At 52.9% G+C, this 17,988-nt stretch carries 21 protein-coding genes; 12 read left to right on the plus strand and 9 right to left on the minus strand.

Annotated elements, in window-relative coordinates; all coding sequences use genetic code 11:
- Position 1 precedes the first annotated feature (1 nt).
- The 12 genes from NQ542_RS10505 to NQ542_RS10560 all read left to right on the plus strand — a co-directional run bounded on the left by NQ542_RS10505 (position 2) and on the right by NQ542_RS10560 (position 9,662).
- Complete coding sequence (locus tag NQ542_RS10505; protein ID WP_005636934.1) at positions 2-328, plus strand: DUF4133 domain-containing protein; 327 nt, start codon at positions 2-4, stop codon at positions 326-328.
- Positions 325-2,859: a TraG family conjugative transposon ATPase gene (locus tag NQ542_RS10510; protein WP_005636936.1), complete on the plus strand. Its 2,535-nt coding sequence runs from the start codon at positions 325-327 to the stop codon at positions 2,857-2,859. The genes NQ542_RS10505 and NQ542_RS10510 overlap by 4 nt, the downstream gene beginning before the upstream one ends.
- Complete coding sequence (locus tag NQ542_RS10515) at positions 2,856-3,212, plus strand: DUF3876 domain-containing protein (protein ID WP_005636939.1); 357 nt, start codon at positions 2,856-2,858, stop codon at positions 3,210-3,212. Before NQ542_RS10510 ends, NQ542_RS10515 begins: the two co-directional genes overlap by 4 nt.
- Positions 3,209-3,838, plus strand: a complete 630-nt coding sequence (locus NQ542_RS10520; protein WP_005636941.1) for a DUF4141 domain-containing protein — start codon at positions 3,209-3,211, stop codon at positions 3,836-3,838. Before NQ542_RS10515 ends, NQ542_RS10520 begins: the two co-directional genes overlap by 4 nt.
- A 2-nt stretch (positions 3,839-3,840) precedes the next feature.
- Positions 3,841-4,854, plus strand: coding sequence for a conjugative transposon protein TraJ (gene traJ / locus NQ542_RS10525; protein ID WP_005636943.1), 1,014 nt, complete (start codon positions 3,841-3,843; stop codon positions 4,852-4,854).
- A gap of 123 nt (positions 4,855-4,977) precedes the next feature.
- Positions 4,978-5,601: a conjugative transposon protein TraK gene (gene traK / locus NQ542_RS10530; protein ID WP_005636947.1), complete on the plus strand. Its 624-nt coding sequence runs from the start codon at positions 4,978-4,980 to the stop codon at positions 5,599-5,601.
- On the plus strand, positions 5,598-5,897 hold the full coding sequence (locus NQ542_RS10535) for a TraL conjugative transposon family protein (RefSeq protein ID WP_005656892.1): 300 nt from the start codon (positions 5,598-5,600) through the stop codon (positions 5,895-5,897). Before traK ends, NQ542_RS10535 begins: the two co-directional genes overlap by 4 nt.
- Positions 5,848-7,155, plus strand: a complete 1,308-nt coding sequence (gene traM, locus NQ542_RS10540; RefSeq protein WP_005636954.1) for a conjugative transposon protein TraM — start codon at positions 5,848-5,850, stop codon at positions 7,153-7,155. Before NQ542_RS10535 ends, traM begins: the two co-directional genes overlap by 50 nt.
- A gap of 49 nt (positions 7,156-7,204) precedes the next feature.
- The gene (traN, locus tag NQ542_RS10545; RefSeq protein ID WP_005636955.1) at positions 7,205-8,119 is read left to right on the plus strand and encodes a conjugative transposon protein TraN; all 915 of its coding nucleotides are present in this window, start codon (positions 7,205-7,207) and stop codon (positions 8,117-8,119) included.
- The gene (locus NQ542_RS10550; RefSeq protein ID WP_005636956.1) at positions 8,116-8,703 is read left to right on the plus strand and encodes a conjugal transfer protein TraO; all 588 of its coding nucleotides are present in this window, start codon (positions 8,116-8,118) and stop codon (positions 8,701-8,703) included. The genes traN and NQ542_RS10550 overlap by 4 nt, the downstream gene beginning before the upstream one ends.
- Before the next feature lie 21 nt (positions 8,704-8,724).
- On the plus strand, positions 8,725-9,186 hold the full coding sequence (locus NQ542_RS10555) for a DUF3872 domain-containing protein (RefSeq protein WP_005636957.1): 462 nt from the start codon (positions 8,725-8,727) through the stop codon (positions 9,184-9,186).
- A complete protein-coding gene (locus tag NQ542_RS10560; protein WP_005636958.1) occupies positions 9,183-9,662 on the plus strand; it encodes a glycoside hydrolase family protein in 480 nt (159 codons plus the stop codon). Before NQ542_RS10555 ends, NQ542_RS10560 begins: the two co-directional genes overlap by 4 nt.
- A gap of 458 nt (positions 9,663-10,120) precedes the next feature.
- On the opposite strand, the gene NQ542_RS10565 is transcribed toward NQ542_RS10560, so the two are convergent.
- From NQ542_RS10565 to NQ542_RS10605, 9 genes are all read right to left on the minus strand, one after another.
- Positions 10,121-11,794 carry an IS66-like element ISBf10 family transposase gene (locus NQ542_RS10565; RefSeq protein ID WP_004312011.1) on the minus strand — a complete coding sequence of 558 codons (1,674 nt, stop codon included), beginning with the start codon at positions 11,792-11,794 and terminating at the stop codon, positions 10,121-10,123.
- A gap of 75 nt (positions 11,795-11,869) precedes the next feature.
- Positions 11,870-12,235 (minus strand): IS66 family insertion sequence element accessory protein TnpB, encoded by a 366-nt coding sequence (tnpB, locus tag NQ542_RS10570; protein ID WP_004312010.1) that lies wholly within the window; start codon positions 12,233-12,235, stop codon positions 11,870-11,872.
- Positions 12,236-12,238: 3 nt separating this feature from the next.
- The gene (gene tnpA / locus NQ542_RS10575) at positions 12,239-12,595 is read right to left on the minus strand and encodes an IS66 family insertion sequence element accessory protein TnpA (protein WP_004319780.1); all 357 of its coding nucleotides are present in this window, start codon (positions 12,593-12,595) and stop codon (positions 12,239-12,241) included.
- 82 nt (positions 12,596-12,677) lie between these two features.
- Positions 12,678-13,832 carry a hypothetical protein gene (locus tag NQ542_RS10580; RefSeq protein WP_005636594.1) on the minus strand — a complete coding sequence of 385 codons (1,155 nt, stop codon included), beginning with the start codon at positions 13,830-13,832 and terminating at the stop codon, positions 12,678-12,680.
- A 28-nt stretch (positions 13,833-13,860) separates the two neighbouring features.
- Positions 13,861-14,742: a hypothetical protein gene (locus tag NQ542_RS10585; protein WP_005636596.1), complete on the minus strand. Its 882-nt coding sequence runs from the start codon at positions 14,740-14,742 to the stop codon at positions 13,861-13,863.
- A 12-nt stretch (positions 14,743-14,754) separates the two neighbouring features.
- Positions 14,755-15,990, minus strand: coding sequence for a hypothetical protein (locus NQ542_RS10590; protein WP_005636598.1), 1,236 nt, complete (start codon positions 15,988-15,990; stop codon positions 14,755-14,757).
- A gap of 32 nt (positions 15,991-16,022) precedes the next feature.
- Positions 16,023-16,763 (minus strand): N-6 DNA methylase, encoded by a 741-nt coding sequence (locus NQ542_RS10595; RefSeq protein ID WP_005636600.1) that lies wholly within the window; start codon positions 16,761-16,763, stop codon positions 16,023-16,025.
- On the minus strand, positions 16,750-17,571 hold the full coding sequence (locus tag NQ542_RS10600) for a DUF4121 family protein (RefSeq protein ID WP_005636601.1): 822 nt from the start codon (positions 17,569-17,571) through the stop codon (positions 16,750-16,752). Before NQ542_RS10600 ends, NQ542_RS10595 begins: the two co-directional genes overlap by 14 nt.
- A complete protein-coding gene (locus NQ542_RS10605) occupies positions 17,558-17,836 on the minus strand; it encodes a hypothetical protein (RefSeq protein WP_005636603.1) in 279 nt (92 codons plus the stop codon). The genes NQ542_RS10600 and NQ542_RS10605 overlap by 14 nt, the downstream gene beginning before the upstream one ends.
- Positions 17,837-17,988 lie beyond the last annotated feature (152 nt).

Here is a 17,988-nt window from a genome sequence, read left to right on the forward strand (position 1 = left end):
TATGGAGTATCCTGTAAACAAGGGGGCGGGCAATCCCGTCGAGTTCAAGGGGCTCAAGTCACAATACCTGTTCGTCTTCGCGGGCGGTCTGGTGACGGTGCTCCTGGCGGTGGTCATCCTTTACCTGGCAGGCGTGGACCAATGGATATGCATCCCTTTCGGGACCGTATCCGGCGGTCTGCTGGCATGGGCGGTGTTCCGGCTGAACGCCCGCTACGGCGAACACGGTCTTATGAAGCTGCTGGCGGAGAAACGCCATCCGCGCTACCTGATCCACCGCAAGAGAGTTTTCAGATTATTTGCAAAAAGAAAAAAACGACAATCATGAGAAATGTATTGAAAGCGGAAACGCTGGAACGCAAGTTCCCCCTGCTCTCGGTGGAGAACGGCTGCATCGTGAGCAAGGACGCCGACCTGACCGTGGCCTTCGAGGTGGAGCTTCCCGAGCTGTACACGGTGACGGCGGAAGAGTATGAGGCCATGCACTCCACCTGGATAAAGGCCGCCAGGGTACTGCCCGAGCACAGCATCGTCTGCAAGCAGGACTGGTTCACGAAGGAGAGCTACCGTCCCCAAAACGGCGGGGAGGAACAGAGCTTCCTCTCGCGCAGCTATGAGCGGCACTTCAACGAGAGGCCGTACCTGAACCACCGCTGTTACCTGTATCTGACAAAGACCACCCGTGAGCGCAACCGCCGGCAAAGTGACTTCAGCACCCTCTGCCGGGGATTCCTGCTGCCCAGGGAGATTACCGACAAGGACATGGCGGCCCGCTTTCTGGAAGCGGTGGAGCAGTTCGAGCATATCGTGAACGACTCCGCCCATATCCGGCTGCGCCGCCTGGAAACGGAGGAGATTACCGGCACGAAGGAACGTCCCGGGCTGGTGGAGAAATACCTCTCCCTCTCGATGGAGGACGAAACCGCCGTACTGCAGGACATCTGCCTCAAGCCCGGACGGATGCGTATCGGGGACAAGCGGCTCTGCCTGCACACACTTTCGGATACGGAAGACCTGCCGGGCAAGCTCTCCACCGACATGCGCTACGAGCGTATGTCCACCGACAGGAGTGACTGCCGCCTTTCCTTCGCCGCACCCGTGGGGCTGCTGCTCTCCTGCAACCACATCTACTCGCAGTACGTGTTCATCGACAATGCGCAGGAAATCCTGCAGATGATGGAGAAGAACTCGCGCAACATGCTCTCTCTGTCACGGTACAGCCGGAGCAATGCCGTGAACCAGGAATGGACGGAGATGTATCTGGACGAGGCGCATACCAAGGGAGTGCTTCCCGTCAGATGCCACTGCAATGTAATCGCCTGGGCGGAGGATGCGGAGGAGTTCCGCCGTATCAGGAACGACACGGGCAGCCAGCTTGCCATGATGGAATGCACCCCCCGTTACAACACCGTCGACACCCCGGTGCTTTACTGGACGGGCATTCCGGGCAATGCGGGCGACTTTCCTGCCGAAGAGTCATTCTACACGTTCCTGGAGCAGGCGGTCTGCCTCTTTGCCGGGGAGACCAATTACAGAAGTTCGCCCAGTCCGTTCGGCATCCGCATGGCGGACCGGCAGAACGGCATTCCGGTGCACGTGGACATTTCCGACCTTCCGATGAAACGGGGCATCATCACCAACCGCAACAAATTTATCCTGGGACCAAGCGGCAGCGGCAAGTCCTTTTTCACCAACCATCTGGTGCGCAACTATTACGAGCAGGGAGCGCATATCCTGCTGGTGGACACGGGCAACAGCTATCAGGGGTTGTGCCGGATGATCCACGACCGCACACGCGGCGGGGACGGCATCTACATCACGTATGAGGAGGACAATCCGATATCCTTCAACCCGTTCTACACCGATTCCGGACAGTTCGATGTGGAAAAGCGCGAGAGCATCAAGACTCTGATACTGACCTTGTGGAAACGGGAGGACGAGGCACCGAAACGTTCGGAAGAGGTGGCGCTCTCGGGAGCGGTGAACGCCTATATCCGTAAAATTACCGGGAATCGGGAGGCAAGGCCGGACTTCAACGGCTTCTACGAGTTCGTGGACGGTGACTACCGCCGGATGATAGCGGAAAAGAAGGTACGCGAGAAGGATTTCGACATCGACGGTTTCCTGAACGTGCTGGAGCCTTTCTACAAGGGTGGCGACTACGACTTCCTGCTGAACTCCGACAGGGAACTGGACCTGACAAACAGGCGGTTCATCGTGTTCGAGCTGGACAACATCAGCGGCAACAAGGTGCTGCTGCCTGTGGTGACGCTGATCATCATGGAGACCTTCATCGCCAAGATGCGCCGTCTGAAAGGAATCCGCAAGGTAATATTGATAGAGGAGTGTTGGAAAGCCCTTATGTCCGCCAACATGAGCGGCTATATCCAATATTTGTTCAAGACCGTCCGGAAATATTTCGGTGAGGCCGTTGTGGTGACCCAGGAGGTGGACGACATCATCAGCTCCCCGATTGTGAAGGAGGCCATCATCAACAACTCCGACTGCAAGATCCTTCTGGACCAGCGGAAATACATGAACAAGTTCGAGCATATCCAGCGGCTGCTCGGCCTGACGGAGAAAGAGAAAAGCCAGATACTCTCCATCAACCAGGCGAACCATCCCGGACGTTTTTACCGTGAAGTCTGGATAGGGCTTGGCGGCACCCGTTCGGCGGTCTATGCTACGGAAGTGAGCGCGGAAGAGTATTTCACGTTCACGACGGAAGAGTCCGAGAAACTGGAAGTGCAACGGCTTGCCGAGGAGCTGGACGGCAACCTGGAACTTGCCATCCGCCGGATGGCAGAGAGAAAACGAGAGGAACAAAGACAAGTATCAACCCCAAAAAGAGAACAATGAGAAACAAATCCCTTATGAGACTGGCGGTGTGCCTGATCGGTATGGCCGCCATGGTATTGCAAGGCTGCTCGGAGAGCGGCACCGACCGTGACAAGCTCTGCGGCTCGTGGAGCAGCGTGGAAGGCAAGCCGGACGTGCTGGTATATAAGGAAGGGGAAGCCTACAAGGTGACGGTGTTCGCCCGCAGCGGAAAGATGCGCCGTCTCAGGCCTCAGACCTACCTGCTGGTTGAGGAGAACGGGAACCTGTTCATCAACACGGGGCACCGCATCGACATCTCCTACAACGAGGCCGCCGACGTGCTGACCTTCTCCCCGAACGGTGACTATGTGCGGAAGGAGGAACGCCCATGAAAGCGAAGTCACTCCTGATCGGAACGGTACTCGCCCTGTGCGGCACCGGCGCCAATGCCCAGTGGGTGGTGACCGATCCCGGCAACCTTGCCCAAAGCATCATCAACATGTCGGACAACATCGCCCATACCTCGAAAACGGCGGTCAATACGGCCGACAGCTTTGCGGAGACGGTGAAGATTTACGAGCAGGCCAAGAAGTATTACGACCAGTTAAAGGCGGTGAACGACCTGATACAGGACGCCCGCAAGGTGCGCGACATCATCCTGATGGTGGGCGACGTGTCCGACATCTATGTAACGAACTTCGGCAAGATGATGAACGACGGGAACTTCTCGCCCCGCGAGCTGGACGCCATCGCCTTCGGCTACACCCGCCTGCTGGAGGAGAGCAACGGCGTGCTGCAGGATCTCAGGCAGGTCATCAACGTGAGCACGCTCTCCATGACCGACAAGGACCGCATGGACGTGGTGGACCGCTGCTACTATGAGATGCGCCGCTACCGCAACCTGGTGAGCTATTACACGAACAAGAACATCGCCGTGAGCTATCTCCGTGCCAGAAAGAAGAACGACCTGGACCGGGTGATGCGGCTTTACGGGAATGAAATCTCCAAATACTGGTAGCCATGATGCCGTTGTCGATAGATTTTGCCAACCTGCATACCATACTGGCGACCCTGTATGACGATATGCTGCCCCTTTGCAAGGACATGATGGACGTGGGAAAGGGACTTGCCGGGCTGGGTGCCCTGTTCTATGTCGCCGTCCGCGTGTGGCAGTCGATGGCCCGTGCCGAACCGATAGATGTCTATCCCCTGCTGCGTCCCTTCGCCATCGGCATCTGCATCCTGCTTTTCCCCACGCTGGTGCTCGGCACGCTGAACACCGTGCTCAGCCCGATAGTACAGGGTACGCACAAGATGCTTGAGGGGCAGACGCTGGATATGGAACAGTACAGGGCGCAGAAGGAGGAACTGGAAAGGGAGGCCATGCTGCGCAATCCCGAAACCGCCTACCTGGTGAGCGACGAGGAATTCGACCGTCAGCTGGACGAGCTGGGCTGGTCAACCATAGATACCGCCTCCCGCCTGGGCATGTACGTGGAGGTGGGGATGTACAATCTGGAGAAGAAAATCCGTGACGCCTTCCGCAGCCTGCTGGAACTGATATTCGCGGCGGCATCGCTGCTGATAGATACCGTGAGGACCTTTTTCCTTGTCGTGCTCTCCATTCTGGGACCGGTGGCGTTCGCCTTCAGCGTATGGGACGGTTTCCAGTCCACGCTCGGGCAGTGGTTCACGAGGTACATATCCGTCTACCTTTGGCTTCCGGTCAGCGACCTGTTCAGCACCCTGCTCGCCAAGCTCCAGGTGCTGATGCTCCAAAATGACATTCTGGAATTACAGAACAACCCCGACTACTCGATAGACAACTCAAATAGCGTCTATATCATATTCATGCTGATAGGGATTATCGGGTACTTCACCGTCCCGACGGTGGCGGGCTGGATCGTACAGGCGGGCGGAGCCGGAAACTTCAGCCGTAACCTGAACCGCACGGCCACGAAAGCGGGCAGTTTCGCTGCCGGGACGGGCGGTGCCGTACTGGGGAATATCGGGGGAAGGCTGCGGGGCAAATAGGCTCTATGGCAACCCGTTTCCGTGAGTCGGCAACTTGGATTACCGGGTTGGCGACTTGTCGGAAGGAGCCGCCCGGTCATACCGGAAACATTTATTTATTCATTCAAACCAATCATTCGCTAAATGGAATTCAAGTCATTGACCAACATTGAGAGCAGCTTCAGGCGTATCCGGTTGATGCTGGCTGTCTTTACCGGCTGCTGTGCGCTCATTACCGGCTATGCGTTGTGGAGCTCGTACCGTTTCGCCGAGAAGCAACGGGAAAAGATCTATGTGCTGGATAAGGGCAAGTCGCTGATGCTCGCCCTCTCGCAGGATCTTTCACAGAACCGCCCCGCCGAGGCGCGGGAACACGTCCGGCGTTTTCACGAGCTGTTCTTCTCGCTCTCTCCGCAGAAGGACGCGATCGAACACAATATAGGCCGTGCCCTGCAGCTGGCGGACAAGAGCGCCTATCACTACTATGTGGACTTTGCCGAAAAGGGATATTACAACCGGCTGATTTCGGGCAACATCAACCAGGTGGTACACGTGGACAGCGTGGTGTGCGACTTTGCCGCCTATCCCTACAAGGCGCGTACATACGCCCGGCAGCTGATCATCCGTGAGAGCAACGTGACCGAGCGAAGCCTTGTCACCTCCTGTTCGCTCCAGAATACGGGGCGTTCGGACGACAATCCCAACGGGTTCATCATCGAGCAGTTCACCATACTGGAGAACAGGGATATAAGGAGTGTGGAACGATGAGAGGGAAACCTGCCGTCTTAAAACGTGCGGACAGCCGTATCCGGCTGTTCTGCCGCCGGCTGACCGGGAAGCAGCGCATTGTCTTGACAAGTGTCGTCTCGCTTCTGTTCACGGCAGCCTGTCTGTACTCGGTTGTCTCTTCCGTGTCCCGTTTGGGGGAACGGAAGGGCGACATGAAAACCGGGCATATCCGGCCCGTCATGTTACGGCCGGAAACAACAACCATTCATTCAAACATCCAGAAACATGAAAATGGACTTTCAGAAAATCAGGGAACGGCTGGGGCTGTCGAGTGACAAGCCGCTGACTCCCGAAGAGAAGCGCCGACGCGCGAGGTATATTGTCTATCCGTTCTTCTGCCTGCTGTGCGCCGGATTCCTCCTGCTGGTATTCAGCCCGTCGGAAAAGGACAAGGCGGAAAAGGAAAAGGGCAAGGGATTCAACGTGGAGATGCCCTCGCCGAAAGATTCGGAAATGGAGGGCGACAAGGTAAGCGCCTACGAGCAGGAAGCACTGGCTAAAAAGGAAAAATGGCGCAGGGGAACCTTCCAGGAGATGTCCGAGCTGCTCAACAAGGACAGTCAGGATACTGCCGGCCTTACCGCAGGAAAAGCCAACACGGAACTTCCGCCGGAACCGGAAACGGGGAAATCCCCCGGCTTTGTCCATTCCTCTGCGGAAGCCTACCGGAATATGAACCGTTCGCTGGGTGCTGTATATACCCGGAATGAAAACCAACAAAATGCCGATCTGCTCCGCCGTATAGAGGAACTGGAAAAAGAAAAGAGACCGGCGGAAGGACAGCCGGAAGGACAGACCCTGGAAGAAAAGATGGCACTGCTGGAAAAGTCTTACGAGCTGGCCGCCCGGTACAACGGGAAGCAGCCGGATGCCCCGGCTGCCGTGAATGGCCGGAGCGACCGGAAAGACAGGACAGCCGTCCGCCCGGTGAAACAGGTACGGAATCAGGTGGTGTCATCGCTTGCACAACCTATGGACAATGAGGATTTCATCGCCGAATTTGCGGGAGAGAGGAATACCGGTTTCCACACCCCTATAGGCAGGACACTCCCTTCCGGCAGGAATACCATCGCCGCCTGTGTACACGGTACGCAGACCGTATCGGACGGGCAGGTGTTGCGCATCCGGTTGCTGGAGCCGATGGCGGTGGACGACCGGCTCATTCCCCAAGGGACGGTATTGACCGGCGGTACACGCATCCAGGGGGAGCGGATGGACATCCTTGTAGAGACGGTGGAATACAAGGGCACGCTGTTTCCGGTGGAACTGGAGGTATATGATGCCGACGGACAGCGGGGAATCCTCGTGCCGAACTCGATGGAGTATGATGCGGCGCGTGAGATAGCCGCGGGTATGGGCACCTCAATGGGGAGCAGCATCAACATCTCGACGGATGCCGGGGCGCAGATTGCCTCGGACGTGGGCAAGGGGGTAATACAGGGCGTGTCGCAATATGTGGAAAAGAAAATGCGTGCGGTGAAAATCACCCTGAAAGCCGGACACCGGCTGTTGCTGCACTCTCCCGAAAAATGAAAAGAGAAAAGAAACCAACCATTTATTCACCAACCAATCAAGAACGCACATGAAGAAGATTCTGATGATTTTTGCCCTGATTATGGGCGCAGTGGCTGCATACGCGCAGCAAGGCAGCGGGGATTATTACGAGGGATTGAGCCGCAAGATCGGCTTCAGCCAAATGATTCCCCCGCATGGTCTGGAAATCACGTATGACAAGACCGTACATATAATTTTCCCCTCTCCCGTAAGATACGTGGATTTGGGTTCCCCCAACCTGATAGCGGGCAAGGCGGACGGTGCGGAAAACGTCATCCGTGTGAAGGCGACCCGGAAACATTTCCGCAGTGAAACCAATATGAGCGTGATAACCGAGGACGGCAACTTTTACACATTCAACGTCAAGTATGCCGACGAGCCGTTGCTGCTGAACGTGGAGATGTGCGACTTCATCCATGACGGGGAGTCGGTTAACCGTCCGAACAATGCGATGGAAATCTACTTGCAGGAACTCGCCGGGGAGTCGCCCCGTCTGGTACGGCTGATCATGAAATCCGTGTATGGGCAGGACAAACGCAAGGTCAAGCACATCGGCAGCAAGCGGTTCGGGGTTCAATACCTGCTCAAGGGGCTTTACGCACACGGCGAGCTGCTCTATTTCCATACCGAGGTGAAGAACGCCACGCACGTGCCTTTCGATGTGGACTTCGTAACTTTCAAGATTGTAGACAAGAAAATCGTGAAGCGTACCGCCATGCAGGAGCAGGTCATCTATCCGCTGCGTGCCTTCAACTATGTGACCCGTGTGGACGGGAAGAAGAACGAGCGGACGGTGTTCGCCCTGCCCAAGTTCACCATCCCCGACGGCAAGAAGCTGGTCGTGGAGATGTACGAGAAACAGGGTGGCCGCCATCAGTCGTTTGAGGTGGAGAACGAAGACCTTGTACGTGCCGGGACTGTCAATGAACTGAAAGTAAGATGAGTGCCATGAAAAGAAACTTCATCTTCATTATCCTCCTGCTTGCCCTCTTTACGGGGCAGGCGGAAGCCCAGCGCCGGCTGCCGGGGATGAAATCCGTCCGCTTTACCGCTGAAATGGCCGACGGCTTTTACAGCCGGGCAGACCGCCATGATGCGGGCTACGCCTTTTCGCTGGCTGTTGCCACTTACACAAAGAAAGGGAACCAGTGGGTGTTTGGCTGTGAGATGCTACAACGTAATAACCCTTACCGGAACACATATGTCCCACTGTCGCAATATACAGGGGAAGGCGGTTATTATCATACAATCCTTTCCACATCCGGCAAGTCTTTCTTTCTGAACCTCGGTGCTTCCGCCTTGCTGGGCTACGAGGCCGTGAACAACGGAAACCGCCTGTTGGATGACGGAGCTTCCTTGCGCAAGTATGAGTCCTTCATCTATGGGGGTGCGGTAACGCTGGAGGCGGAAGGATACCTGTCGGACAGCATAGCCCTGCTGCTATGTCTGCGTGAACGTTTTGTATGGGGCGGCGCTTCCGGCCGCTGCCATTTCCAGTATGGAGCCGGAGTCAAATACATTTTCTAACCTTAAAAAGAACATATACCCATGAAAAGAAGAATCCTTGATTTTATGATGACAGTCTGTTGCATGGTATTTTCCTTTCTTGCCCTTGTCGCCTGTGACAATGAGCTGGATATCAGACAAGAATACCCGTTCACGGTGGAGTCCATGCCGGTGGCGGACGAAATCGTAAACGGTGAGACGGTGGAAATCCGTCTGGAAATCAAGCCGGAAGGAAACTTTTCCGGAACTGTCTATACGCTGAGGTATTTCCAGCCCGACGGAAAGGGCAGTCTGAAGATGGAGGACGGAACGGTACTGAAACCCAATGACCGTTATTTGCTGAACGAATGGAAATTCCGTCTTTACTATACCTCGCATAGCGGCAAGGAATCACAGACCATAGACCTCTATTTTGAAGACAATTGGGGAAACTTGCAACAGCTGACATATGATTTCAATGGAAAGGATGCGGAGGAGGAAGACAATAATACGGAGGCCGCATGAAAAGAATACCGGTTATTATGATTTTTCTGTCACTTGTTCTGTATGGCAAGGCGGAAAATCCCCCGTCTGACAAGGATAAGGCGGTAGCCTGCATCAAGCGGTGGGAAGGCTGGCACCGGGGGAAAATGCCTTACATCGGTTACGGACACCGCCTGCTCCCCCATGAGAAGCTGACCGAGAACCTGAGTGAGGCACAGGCGGACTCACTTTTGAGATGCGACCTTGAACGGTGTTTGAAGGTATTCCGTAAATATGGAAAAGACTCGCTTCTTTTAAGTCTGTTAGGTTTTAATGTGGGCTGTTACCGTCTGATCGGAAACGGCAAGATACCCAAAAGCAGACTGATTCAGAAACTGGACGATGGTAACCGGAATATTTACAAGGAATATATATCGTTCCGCTGTTATCGGGGGAAAGTCATTCCAGGCATAGAGAGAAGAAGAAAAGAGGAGTTTGAACTGTTCTATATACCGTAGATTGAAATTATGCAAAGCCGTGAACGGACGCTTGCCATCGCCGTTCACGGCTTTAGTCTTAGCCACTCTTAATTGTAAGTATTCGATAAACTCCCTCGTATATTGGGTAACGTATGTTCATAATGTCGTTTATTCATTTTATCGTTCTATGATTTATTGTTACATCAATTCAACCCAAAGATGTGCGGGTTCTATAGTAATTGATATTATCCCTACTAATGGAGCGGATAAAAGGAAGTTTTTCCCCTTTGCCCCTTATTTTCCTGTGACAAATGTGATAAAGCGATATTTTTATCCCTACTTTCCCGCCATAATTGGTATAAAAGGGTATTCTTTCCCTTATTTTCCCTATTTATCGGGGATAATGAAGATAAAAACGGCACTTTATTCCCTATTTTCCCGTCTTGATTGGCATAAAACGGTAGTTTTCCCGTGTTTAGGCGAGATTTACGAAGGTATCAGGAGTCTTTCTTGGGAGATTCCGGTGACGTAACGGATAATATCTTGCCCTTGGATAACAGATTGTCAGGTAACAATTCGGCCAGATCCATCGAGTAGTCATCGTCATAATCATGTATATGTTCAAGGAAGTAGATCAGCCACGTGCGGAAGTCAGCCCCGGCAGCCTTGCAGCAGCCGAAGAACGAGTAGAGCACCGCCGCATCTTCAGCGGCATCATTATTGCCACAGAACAGGTAATTACGTCTGCCGCACGCGACAGGCCGCACTTTATTTTCTATCTCGTTATTATCCGGTCTGTAACGACCGTCCAGATGGTACCTGGAGAGTTTGTCGAACCTTCCGTATGTATATTTTATGGCTTTTCCGATCGGACTGTCTTTCATTACTTTGGGATATTCATTGACCAGCCATTTCTCGAAGCGCACAAGTATGGGATATGCAAGACGTGCCCTAAGTTCAGCCCTCTGTTCGTAAGTCAGGCGTTCATCGTCAGCCTTACGCTCCACGTCATAAAGCAACTGTATCTGTGCGAGCGCATAGTCGGCACGCTGCATGTCATTCTTTCTTGCCTCCCAAAAATGTCTGCGTGCATGGGCCCAACAGCCAAGAAGGATAATACCTTTCTTGGCGTCCAGCATCTCGTACCTTTCGTATCCGTCCGTCTGTATGGCTCCCCGGAACTTGCCGAAGAGTTTCAGCACCACCTTTCCACTTCGGGAACCCTTGTCATAGTAAAAGAACTGACGTCCGGTCATGACACTGCGCACAAGCCAGATATAACCTTTGACCGTCTTGTGTCTCTCGTCATTCATCACGGGGATTGTCGTTTCATCCGACTGTATGTAGTCAGTCTGCATCACCAGCTCCCATAATCGGAAGTAAAGGGGCCTTAGCAAATCCGCCACATCCTTGAACCAGTCGTTGACCGTTGACGCGGGGAGATGTACCCCCACACGTTTGAACTGTTCCAGTTGCCTGTGGAACGGTATGTGATCCACATATTTCCCTATCATCATGTCTGCCAGCAATGAGGCAGAGGCATAGCTCTTTGCTATTGGCATGACGGGAAGCGGGCCGGTCTTGAACTCGTTTGTACCCTTCCGTTTGGCTGTATGGCGCACTATCCTGCGGATATAGAACTTCTCGGGCTCGTGCATAAGGATCTCGGTCACTTCCTCTCCGGGAAGGAGCGTCCACTCTTCCGGATTATACCCTTCGGGATATATATGGACCACCTCACGCTCAAGATTCTCCGGAAGGGATTTTCTCGCAGGATGCTGCTTCCCCGCTTTTTTACGGGCGATGATCGCTTCTCTGGTAGCCTTCAACTCCTTTTCTGCTTCTTCTGCGGCTTCAGCCTCCTGGGGAAGCATGTCAAAGCCTTCAAAATCCAGCCAGCGGTCCTGGGCGTCAGGCTTTATGAACTTTTCCGCCTTCTTACCGTACAACTGCCGTTCAAGATAGGATACACGTTGCTCCAGACTGTTGATTTTTGCTTCCTTTTGGGCGATTATGGCATCCTTGTCAGACAATAAAGCCTCATACACCTCTTTGTCCGCAGCTTTAAGGGGCTGCGTGGACACCATCTCCTTCAACCGGCTGTTTTCTCTATACAGACAGTCGCATTTGTGCATGAGATCCTTTATCAGTAATTCCTTATCGGTTGGCATAATCGTTTAAATATGATGCTAAGATACTAAAAAACAGCCGGAATACGGCATTGTATATGTTATAATTTGTTACAACTACAACCCATGGAAACCACTCCTTTTATAACGCCTGACCTTGCTGCCGTCCATTCCTTGAACCATCATCACAAGGTCATTCCAGAAGGTTTCAATCGCTTTAATCCGACCTTCCTCCGTATTTATGACCGGCAGATGGAAGTGCCCATGTTCCAGCCTCATATGGTATATCACCAGACCACCATATTCCATATGGAGGATTTTCATACAGGTACAATTCGCATTGATAAAAATGAAAGCGTCACCGTCCCGTACATTCTTTCCCATCTGGTTGGTCACGATGCCGCTAAGCGTATAAAAACTCTTACGCATGTCTGTCGGATACGGGTAAAGATAATATCTGTTGGATTCATTCAAAGAAAACATAGGCTAACGGTTTGAATTCAAAAATATCAGGGTTTGCAATACCTCCGGTGACAAAGGGCTGTTCAAGCGGACTGTGACGCCATTGGGATAGGAGATCTCACATAGCGGCTGGGGAATTGGCGACGGGCTGACCGGAGGGGCAGACAGCAGGGATTTCTCCTTATGGGGAAGACTGACCTGGCCCTTACTGTTTACCTTTACCGGGATAAAGCCGCCTTTGCGCAACAGCTTGGAACGCCACTCGTAGAAACGTTTGGGACGAATACATTCATTCGAACAAAAATCCATAACTGACAGTCCGCTCGACTTGAAACGGGAATAAATAGATTCAAAATCTTCCATGGTCCATTGATGTGACATAACAATTGAGCTTTTTTACTTTGATTACAAAAGTAATATCACATTTTTAGAATGAAAGGGGGAGTTTATCGAATGCTTACTCTTAATTTACCTTTACCCGGTTCATCAGCTGCCCCGATATTTCATGCAGTTCCCGGCAGCGTTCCGGCTGCTGTTCCCTTGCAAAGGCGGTGATTCCCTGTGTCAGTTTCCAGAGCGTGGCCCCGCCTGTCACTCCGTCGTCAGGATTGTTGTTCATCAGCAGTTTTTCCACCTCGCGTCCTTCGTTTTTCAACAAGGCTCCTTTCTGCACCAGATTCTTCAGTTCCTTGTCGAAATCCACGTCAATTTCCGATGCGCCTTGAATTTCGATGGCCTTCTGCATGATGGTATCTTTGCTGTACAGCCCTTTGGTCAGGTCGGAAACTGCCGATACGGTGGTCTGCGTGTCCAGTTCATAGGTCTTTTGGGAAAGGGATAGGGAATCCGGCAGTCTGCCTCCAAGGTGCACCTGCCGCATGACGGATTCCCGGACCATCCCGTTCAGGCACGCCCCGTTGAGCAGGAACGACCGCATGTCCACCGAGCCGTTGCCATAGTCGGATGTGGAGAAGCGTGCTCCTGCGAAGATGATGACCGTCCCGTTCTTACGGGTGGGTATCTCTATCGGAGTGGGCAGGATCGTTTCGCACCATACTTTCGTGTCGTTCATATAGGCGTCGGACACGACCGCCCCCTGTCCTCCCGCCTCACGGATGAAAGCGGTCAGGATGTCCACTGAGTTGAGCCGGCGGTAGGAGTCCGACAACACGCCCCGGACCTCCATGCCCACCGCACGTATCAGTACCCGTGTGCGCTCGGTCCATCCCGAATGTTCGTTCAGGATGGTGGCACACAACTGTTTCTGCCAGACATCTCCGGCGGAAAGCTCGCGCAGGTATTTGGCGGGAATGCCCATCTTCTCCGAAATCTGGCTTATGGCGTTGCCGTGCAGGTTGAAGTTCCCTTCGGGCATTGCCATCTGTACCCTTCCTTCCGCTTTGAAAGAGATAACGGGGCGTTCCTTGCTACGTTGGCTTACCCCGATGGGAGCGATGAAATCCTGCGCGATCCGTCCCTCACTGAGCAGACGGTTGATGGTGTCCATGACATCCCCCTGCCTGCCTTCTATCATTCGCCGTACCTTGTTGATGACTACCTGGTTGAGTCCCTGCTGTTTCTGTACCGGTGCAGTGGCCGGCATGACTGTTGCTTCCATATTTCTTGTTTTTAAAGTCGTTGATAAATTACAATCTGTTCTTATGGCTTGTCCTGCTTGTTTTAGTAAATTCAGATCTGTACTCTTCTGACAGACGGATATAATCCTTTTCGCTATATCCGGCCGTTCCGAACAGTTCATAATATCCGGGGAAGGGTTTTCTTTCCGTTTCCGGTATATGCGTGCTGGTTTCCTTATGGCAACAGATGATGTGCCGGACAAACCGGTAGCACTTGCAAAGATCCGCCAGGATGGTGTACTCGTTGTCCGTATGAGGTTCATAATATCCGCAGGAGAGATTGACGCAGGATACTTCCAGCCCGTTCCTTTTCAATGCCGCCACATCCGTAGCCAGCCCCTGTGCAGGCTTGTAACCGTACCTCCGGGGATCTACTGCCGAAATGAACTCATTGGAGCAGAGCCTCATTCCGTTGATTTGTGTCACCATGTCCCCGTTCCCTTTCCGGTCGCACTGGATGACGAAACGGCAGTCGGAAAAGAAGGACATGTCGGCATGGCCGCTGCCTATGCATCCTATCTCCTCCTGTACGAAGAAGGCGCATTTCACCGCCTTGAAATCCTCCAGGCATTTCAGGCAGATCCAGATGCCGTTCTTGTCATCCGCGCCGATTCCGGCCATCCGTTTACGCTTGCGGTCATAGCCGACAATCATCGAGTCCGCCACAAGATGGGCTGCATAGGTGCCTGTCTTGCGCCGGTGTACCTCGTCCATGTGCGCCACGACACAGGGGTAGCTTTTCCGGTTGCCTTTGACCGCGTAGATGTTTCCGTGCCGGTCTTGCCGGAAAGGAATACCCATCCGCCTGAGTTCCCCGATGATGAACCCGGCCATCTTCCCCTCCTTGCCGGAGGGGGAGGAGATGTTGTAAAGAGCCATTAATTTTTCCATGATACTGACTTTTCAGGAGATGAACAACTTTTCGATTTGCAGGTACCGTCTGAACTCCGGTACGGGACGTCCCTTCTTGAAGAGGAAGGACGGATATTTCTTTCCCTTGTATTCCGCGGACGTGCCTTTCAGTACTTTTCCGAATACGGTGGATATATAGAACATGTCCTGACAATTCTTGCAGAATGCCGTATCCGGAAAGGAATGTATCTTTCCGCATTTGGGACATACATATTTTCTCCTGTTTGCGCGCCCTTCCGTGCTCCGGCAGGTGGCTATGCTCGTGTCGCCCTCCGTATTTCTCAGTTCCAGGTTACCGTCCGTCAGATGGAGGCTGTAGAACGTGTCGAGGTAAGGCACCCCTTTCTTGTGCCACCTGCAGGCGGGCACTTTCACCGTCAATGAAACCTGTATATTGTCTCCGGCCGCCCATTCCTGCCCCTCAATGGGATTCAGTACGGTGAAATCCGTTGTATGTGTATAATCGTTGTATCTGCGTCGCAACAGGATGCCCGCCTCCTGCGCCTGCTTGCGGATCAGTTCGGCGACGAATGCGTGTGAGGAATAGATGCGGTCCAGCAGGGAGGCGGCAATCGGTGTGTTTATTGATTTCCACAATGTTACCTCGTTCCATACGACAGCCCGTCCGAGTATGTTGTTGCTCTCGTCCCTTGCCACAAGGATTTTAGCGCCGGCGAAGTTGGTATAGAAGTCAGCGGCGTTGCGTGCCTTGTCCTCATACCGCATACAGGAACTGTGCAGGCTGGATGTGTCACTGTCGGAGATGGGGCTGTAGTTGCTTTCCAGATAGGCTTCCATGAAGTCGTTCATGCTTTCATGCAGCCTGACCGTGACTTTGCTGTCCAATGAGAGAGAACTACAGAAATAATTGATTTCGTCGGGTGAGTACTTGGGCAGGTTCTTGAACAGTTCCACAAACGTGGAGGGTTCCAGGTCTGTCCGGTTCTCCGGGAACCAGGGTGCCTGCGGGTTGTTCCGGTCCGGGAAACTGGGATGGGCCAGATCCTTGCTGCAGGCCGTGAACACGATTCGGATTTTCTTGAACGTGCCCGCTTCCGTCCGCTTGCGCTTGGTGGAGAAGCAGTTGTAGGTACCGCGTATGATCTCTTCCACCGGTACGTTCTTTTTTACTTCCGAAAGGATGTCTTTGGCTATCACACTTCCGTTTTCCGCCGCATGCACCAGGCGGGATTTCAATTCATTGCTAACATTCAGTTTCATAATCATTCGTTTTATTGTTTATAAATTCTGCCATGTTTTTATGGCAATTGTTTCTTGTCCGGCTGCATTTGGCGCAATTTCTCTTTCCGCTTTCTGAGCAGGTCAACGGACATGTTCCTGCTTGTCCGATATTCCTCCTCGCTCATCCGGCGAATGGAAGGAATGCCCGTCTGGGTCAGTGTATGGTTTACCATCCAGCCGTCCATGAAGTTTTCGGTGCAGAGGCTGTCATGGTGGATGACTTCCCCCACGCAGCCGTGAATGAGCATATTGCATATGGTCATCAGGCAACAGGTACGGTTGACATCTTCCGCGACAAGATAATTACCCAGGTGGCGTACATGATATGCCAGCAGGAGACGCCCACTTCCGCAGGTAGGGTCGTTTATCCTCTGCCCGGTCTTTTTTCCGTCCGTTTCCGTACACATTACCATCAGGTCGCAGATATGTACGGGAGTGAAGAACTGCCCTTGCGCCTGTTGTCCCTTTCTGGAACTGAGCGCCATGAAAAGGTCTCCTAACGCGTCATACCAGGATGCGGCCTCCAGCTGCTTCTGCATGAGCCGCACCCATTCCGCAAACATTTTCATGAATGCGGCATTCTGCTGCCGCTTGTACCTCCAGTCTTTCAGCGGAGGAGCGCCCGGTGAGAATCCGTGTATGACGTAACGCAGGAAATCTGTGAACACGTTCATCGGATCGTACCCGTTCAAGCCTGCAAACTCACAGATTGTCTTTTCAAGTGGCCGGACTTCTGGGGATGTCTCATAGCGTGTCATATTGTTCTGTTTTTTTATAGAAGGTTACTGTATGTCCGTTATGGTCTGTCCGTATCTTGACGGGGGAGACGCCAAGGAAAAAGAGGTGCGTTTCCGCTTTCAGCATGTTCCATTCCCATGTGGGAAGTTCCTTCCATTCCATACGGTATGCCCAGAGTATGAACAGACCGGGACGGAATCCGTTGAAAAGTTCTCCGTGCAGAATCCCGACCAGCCGCTCCAGTTCTTCCCGCGAGTAAAGGGTGAATGACTCATTCCGATAGATAAAGGCATCAGCCGGTTCAATATCCGGCTGACACTCGATGATGTATCTCGTCCATTCTTTTGTGGTGTACTTTCCGTACAGAGGATCGGGTTCCGTGTATTTCCATGCCCTGACGAATGTGTGGAAGAGGACGGCACCGTTCCTGTGCCTTCCGGTATGCCCCCACATCCGGAACTGTTTGCTGCGTATGCCATCGGGAAGCAGCAATTCCGGACCGGTTATAACCCAAGGGCCTCCTTCCGTATTGTAACCGGTACACTTTTCATTTTCATGGCAGAAAGGTGTCTGTGGGAGAAGGCAAATATGGACTTCCCGGTCATCGCCCCTTTCAATGTGTGCCTGCGGATAATAGTCACCGCCACGGGTAGTATAAGTGACGACATCCCCTGCGGTCGGTAAACTGACTCTTTCCCTGTCCTCCCGCATCCTTGAAATCAGCCGGTTCACCTTCTCCACGTCGCACTCCTTTATGGAACAGGCACACCCTTCATGCCTGTTGAGCAGAGTCAGGCTTTCCAAATCATAAAAATTACCGTACTTCATATTGAGAGCGTTTTTGTTGGTACAATTTGACCTGGCGGGCAACCATATCACAGAACTTCTGTCCGTTCTCCTTCTCGCTTCTGAAATAGGCAATCATGTCCCAGAGATTCTGATTGAAGTAGCCGGTCCATTTTTCGTAGCAGTGACTTCCATAGACCTTTCCGAACGTTTCCTCGAAAAGTGCGGGAGTCAGCCCTTCATCCCCATGGTGGTTGTATTGCCACAGAGAGACAAGCAGCAGCCGGTTATAATCCAGTGTTTCCATATCCGTTCTTTTTTAAGTAAAACATCGGCCTACATGGGTAGGCATTTTTATTTCTTGGTGTCTTTCCGGCCTGTTTGCCGGGGATTGCGACAAGGCTTGGCGAAAGAAAATACCGGAGCGAAGCGAGGATGATTTTCTTTCAGCCAACCCAG

The organism is Parabacteroides merdae ATCC 43184 (genome assembly GCF_025151215.1).
In the GTDB taxonomy this organism is placed as follows: Bacteria; Bacteroidota; Bacteroidia; order Bacteroidales; family Tannerellaceae; genus Parabacteroides; species Parabacteroides merdae.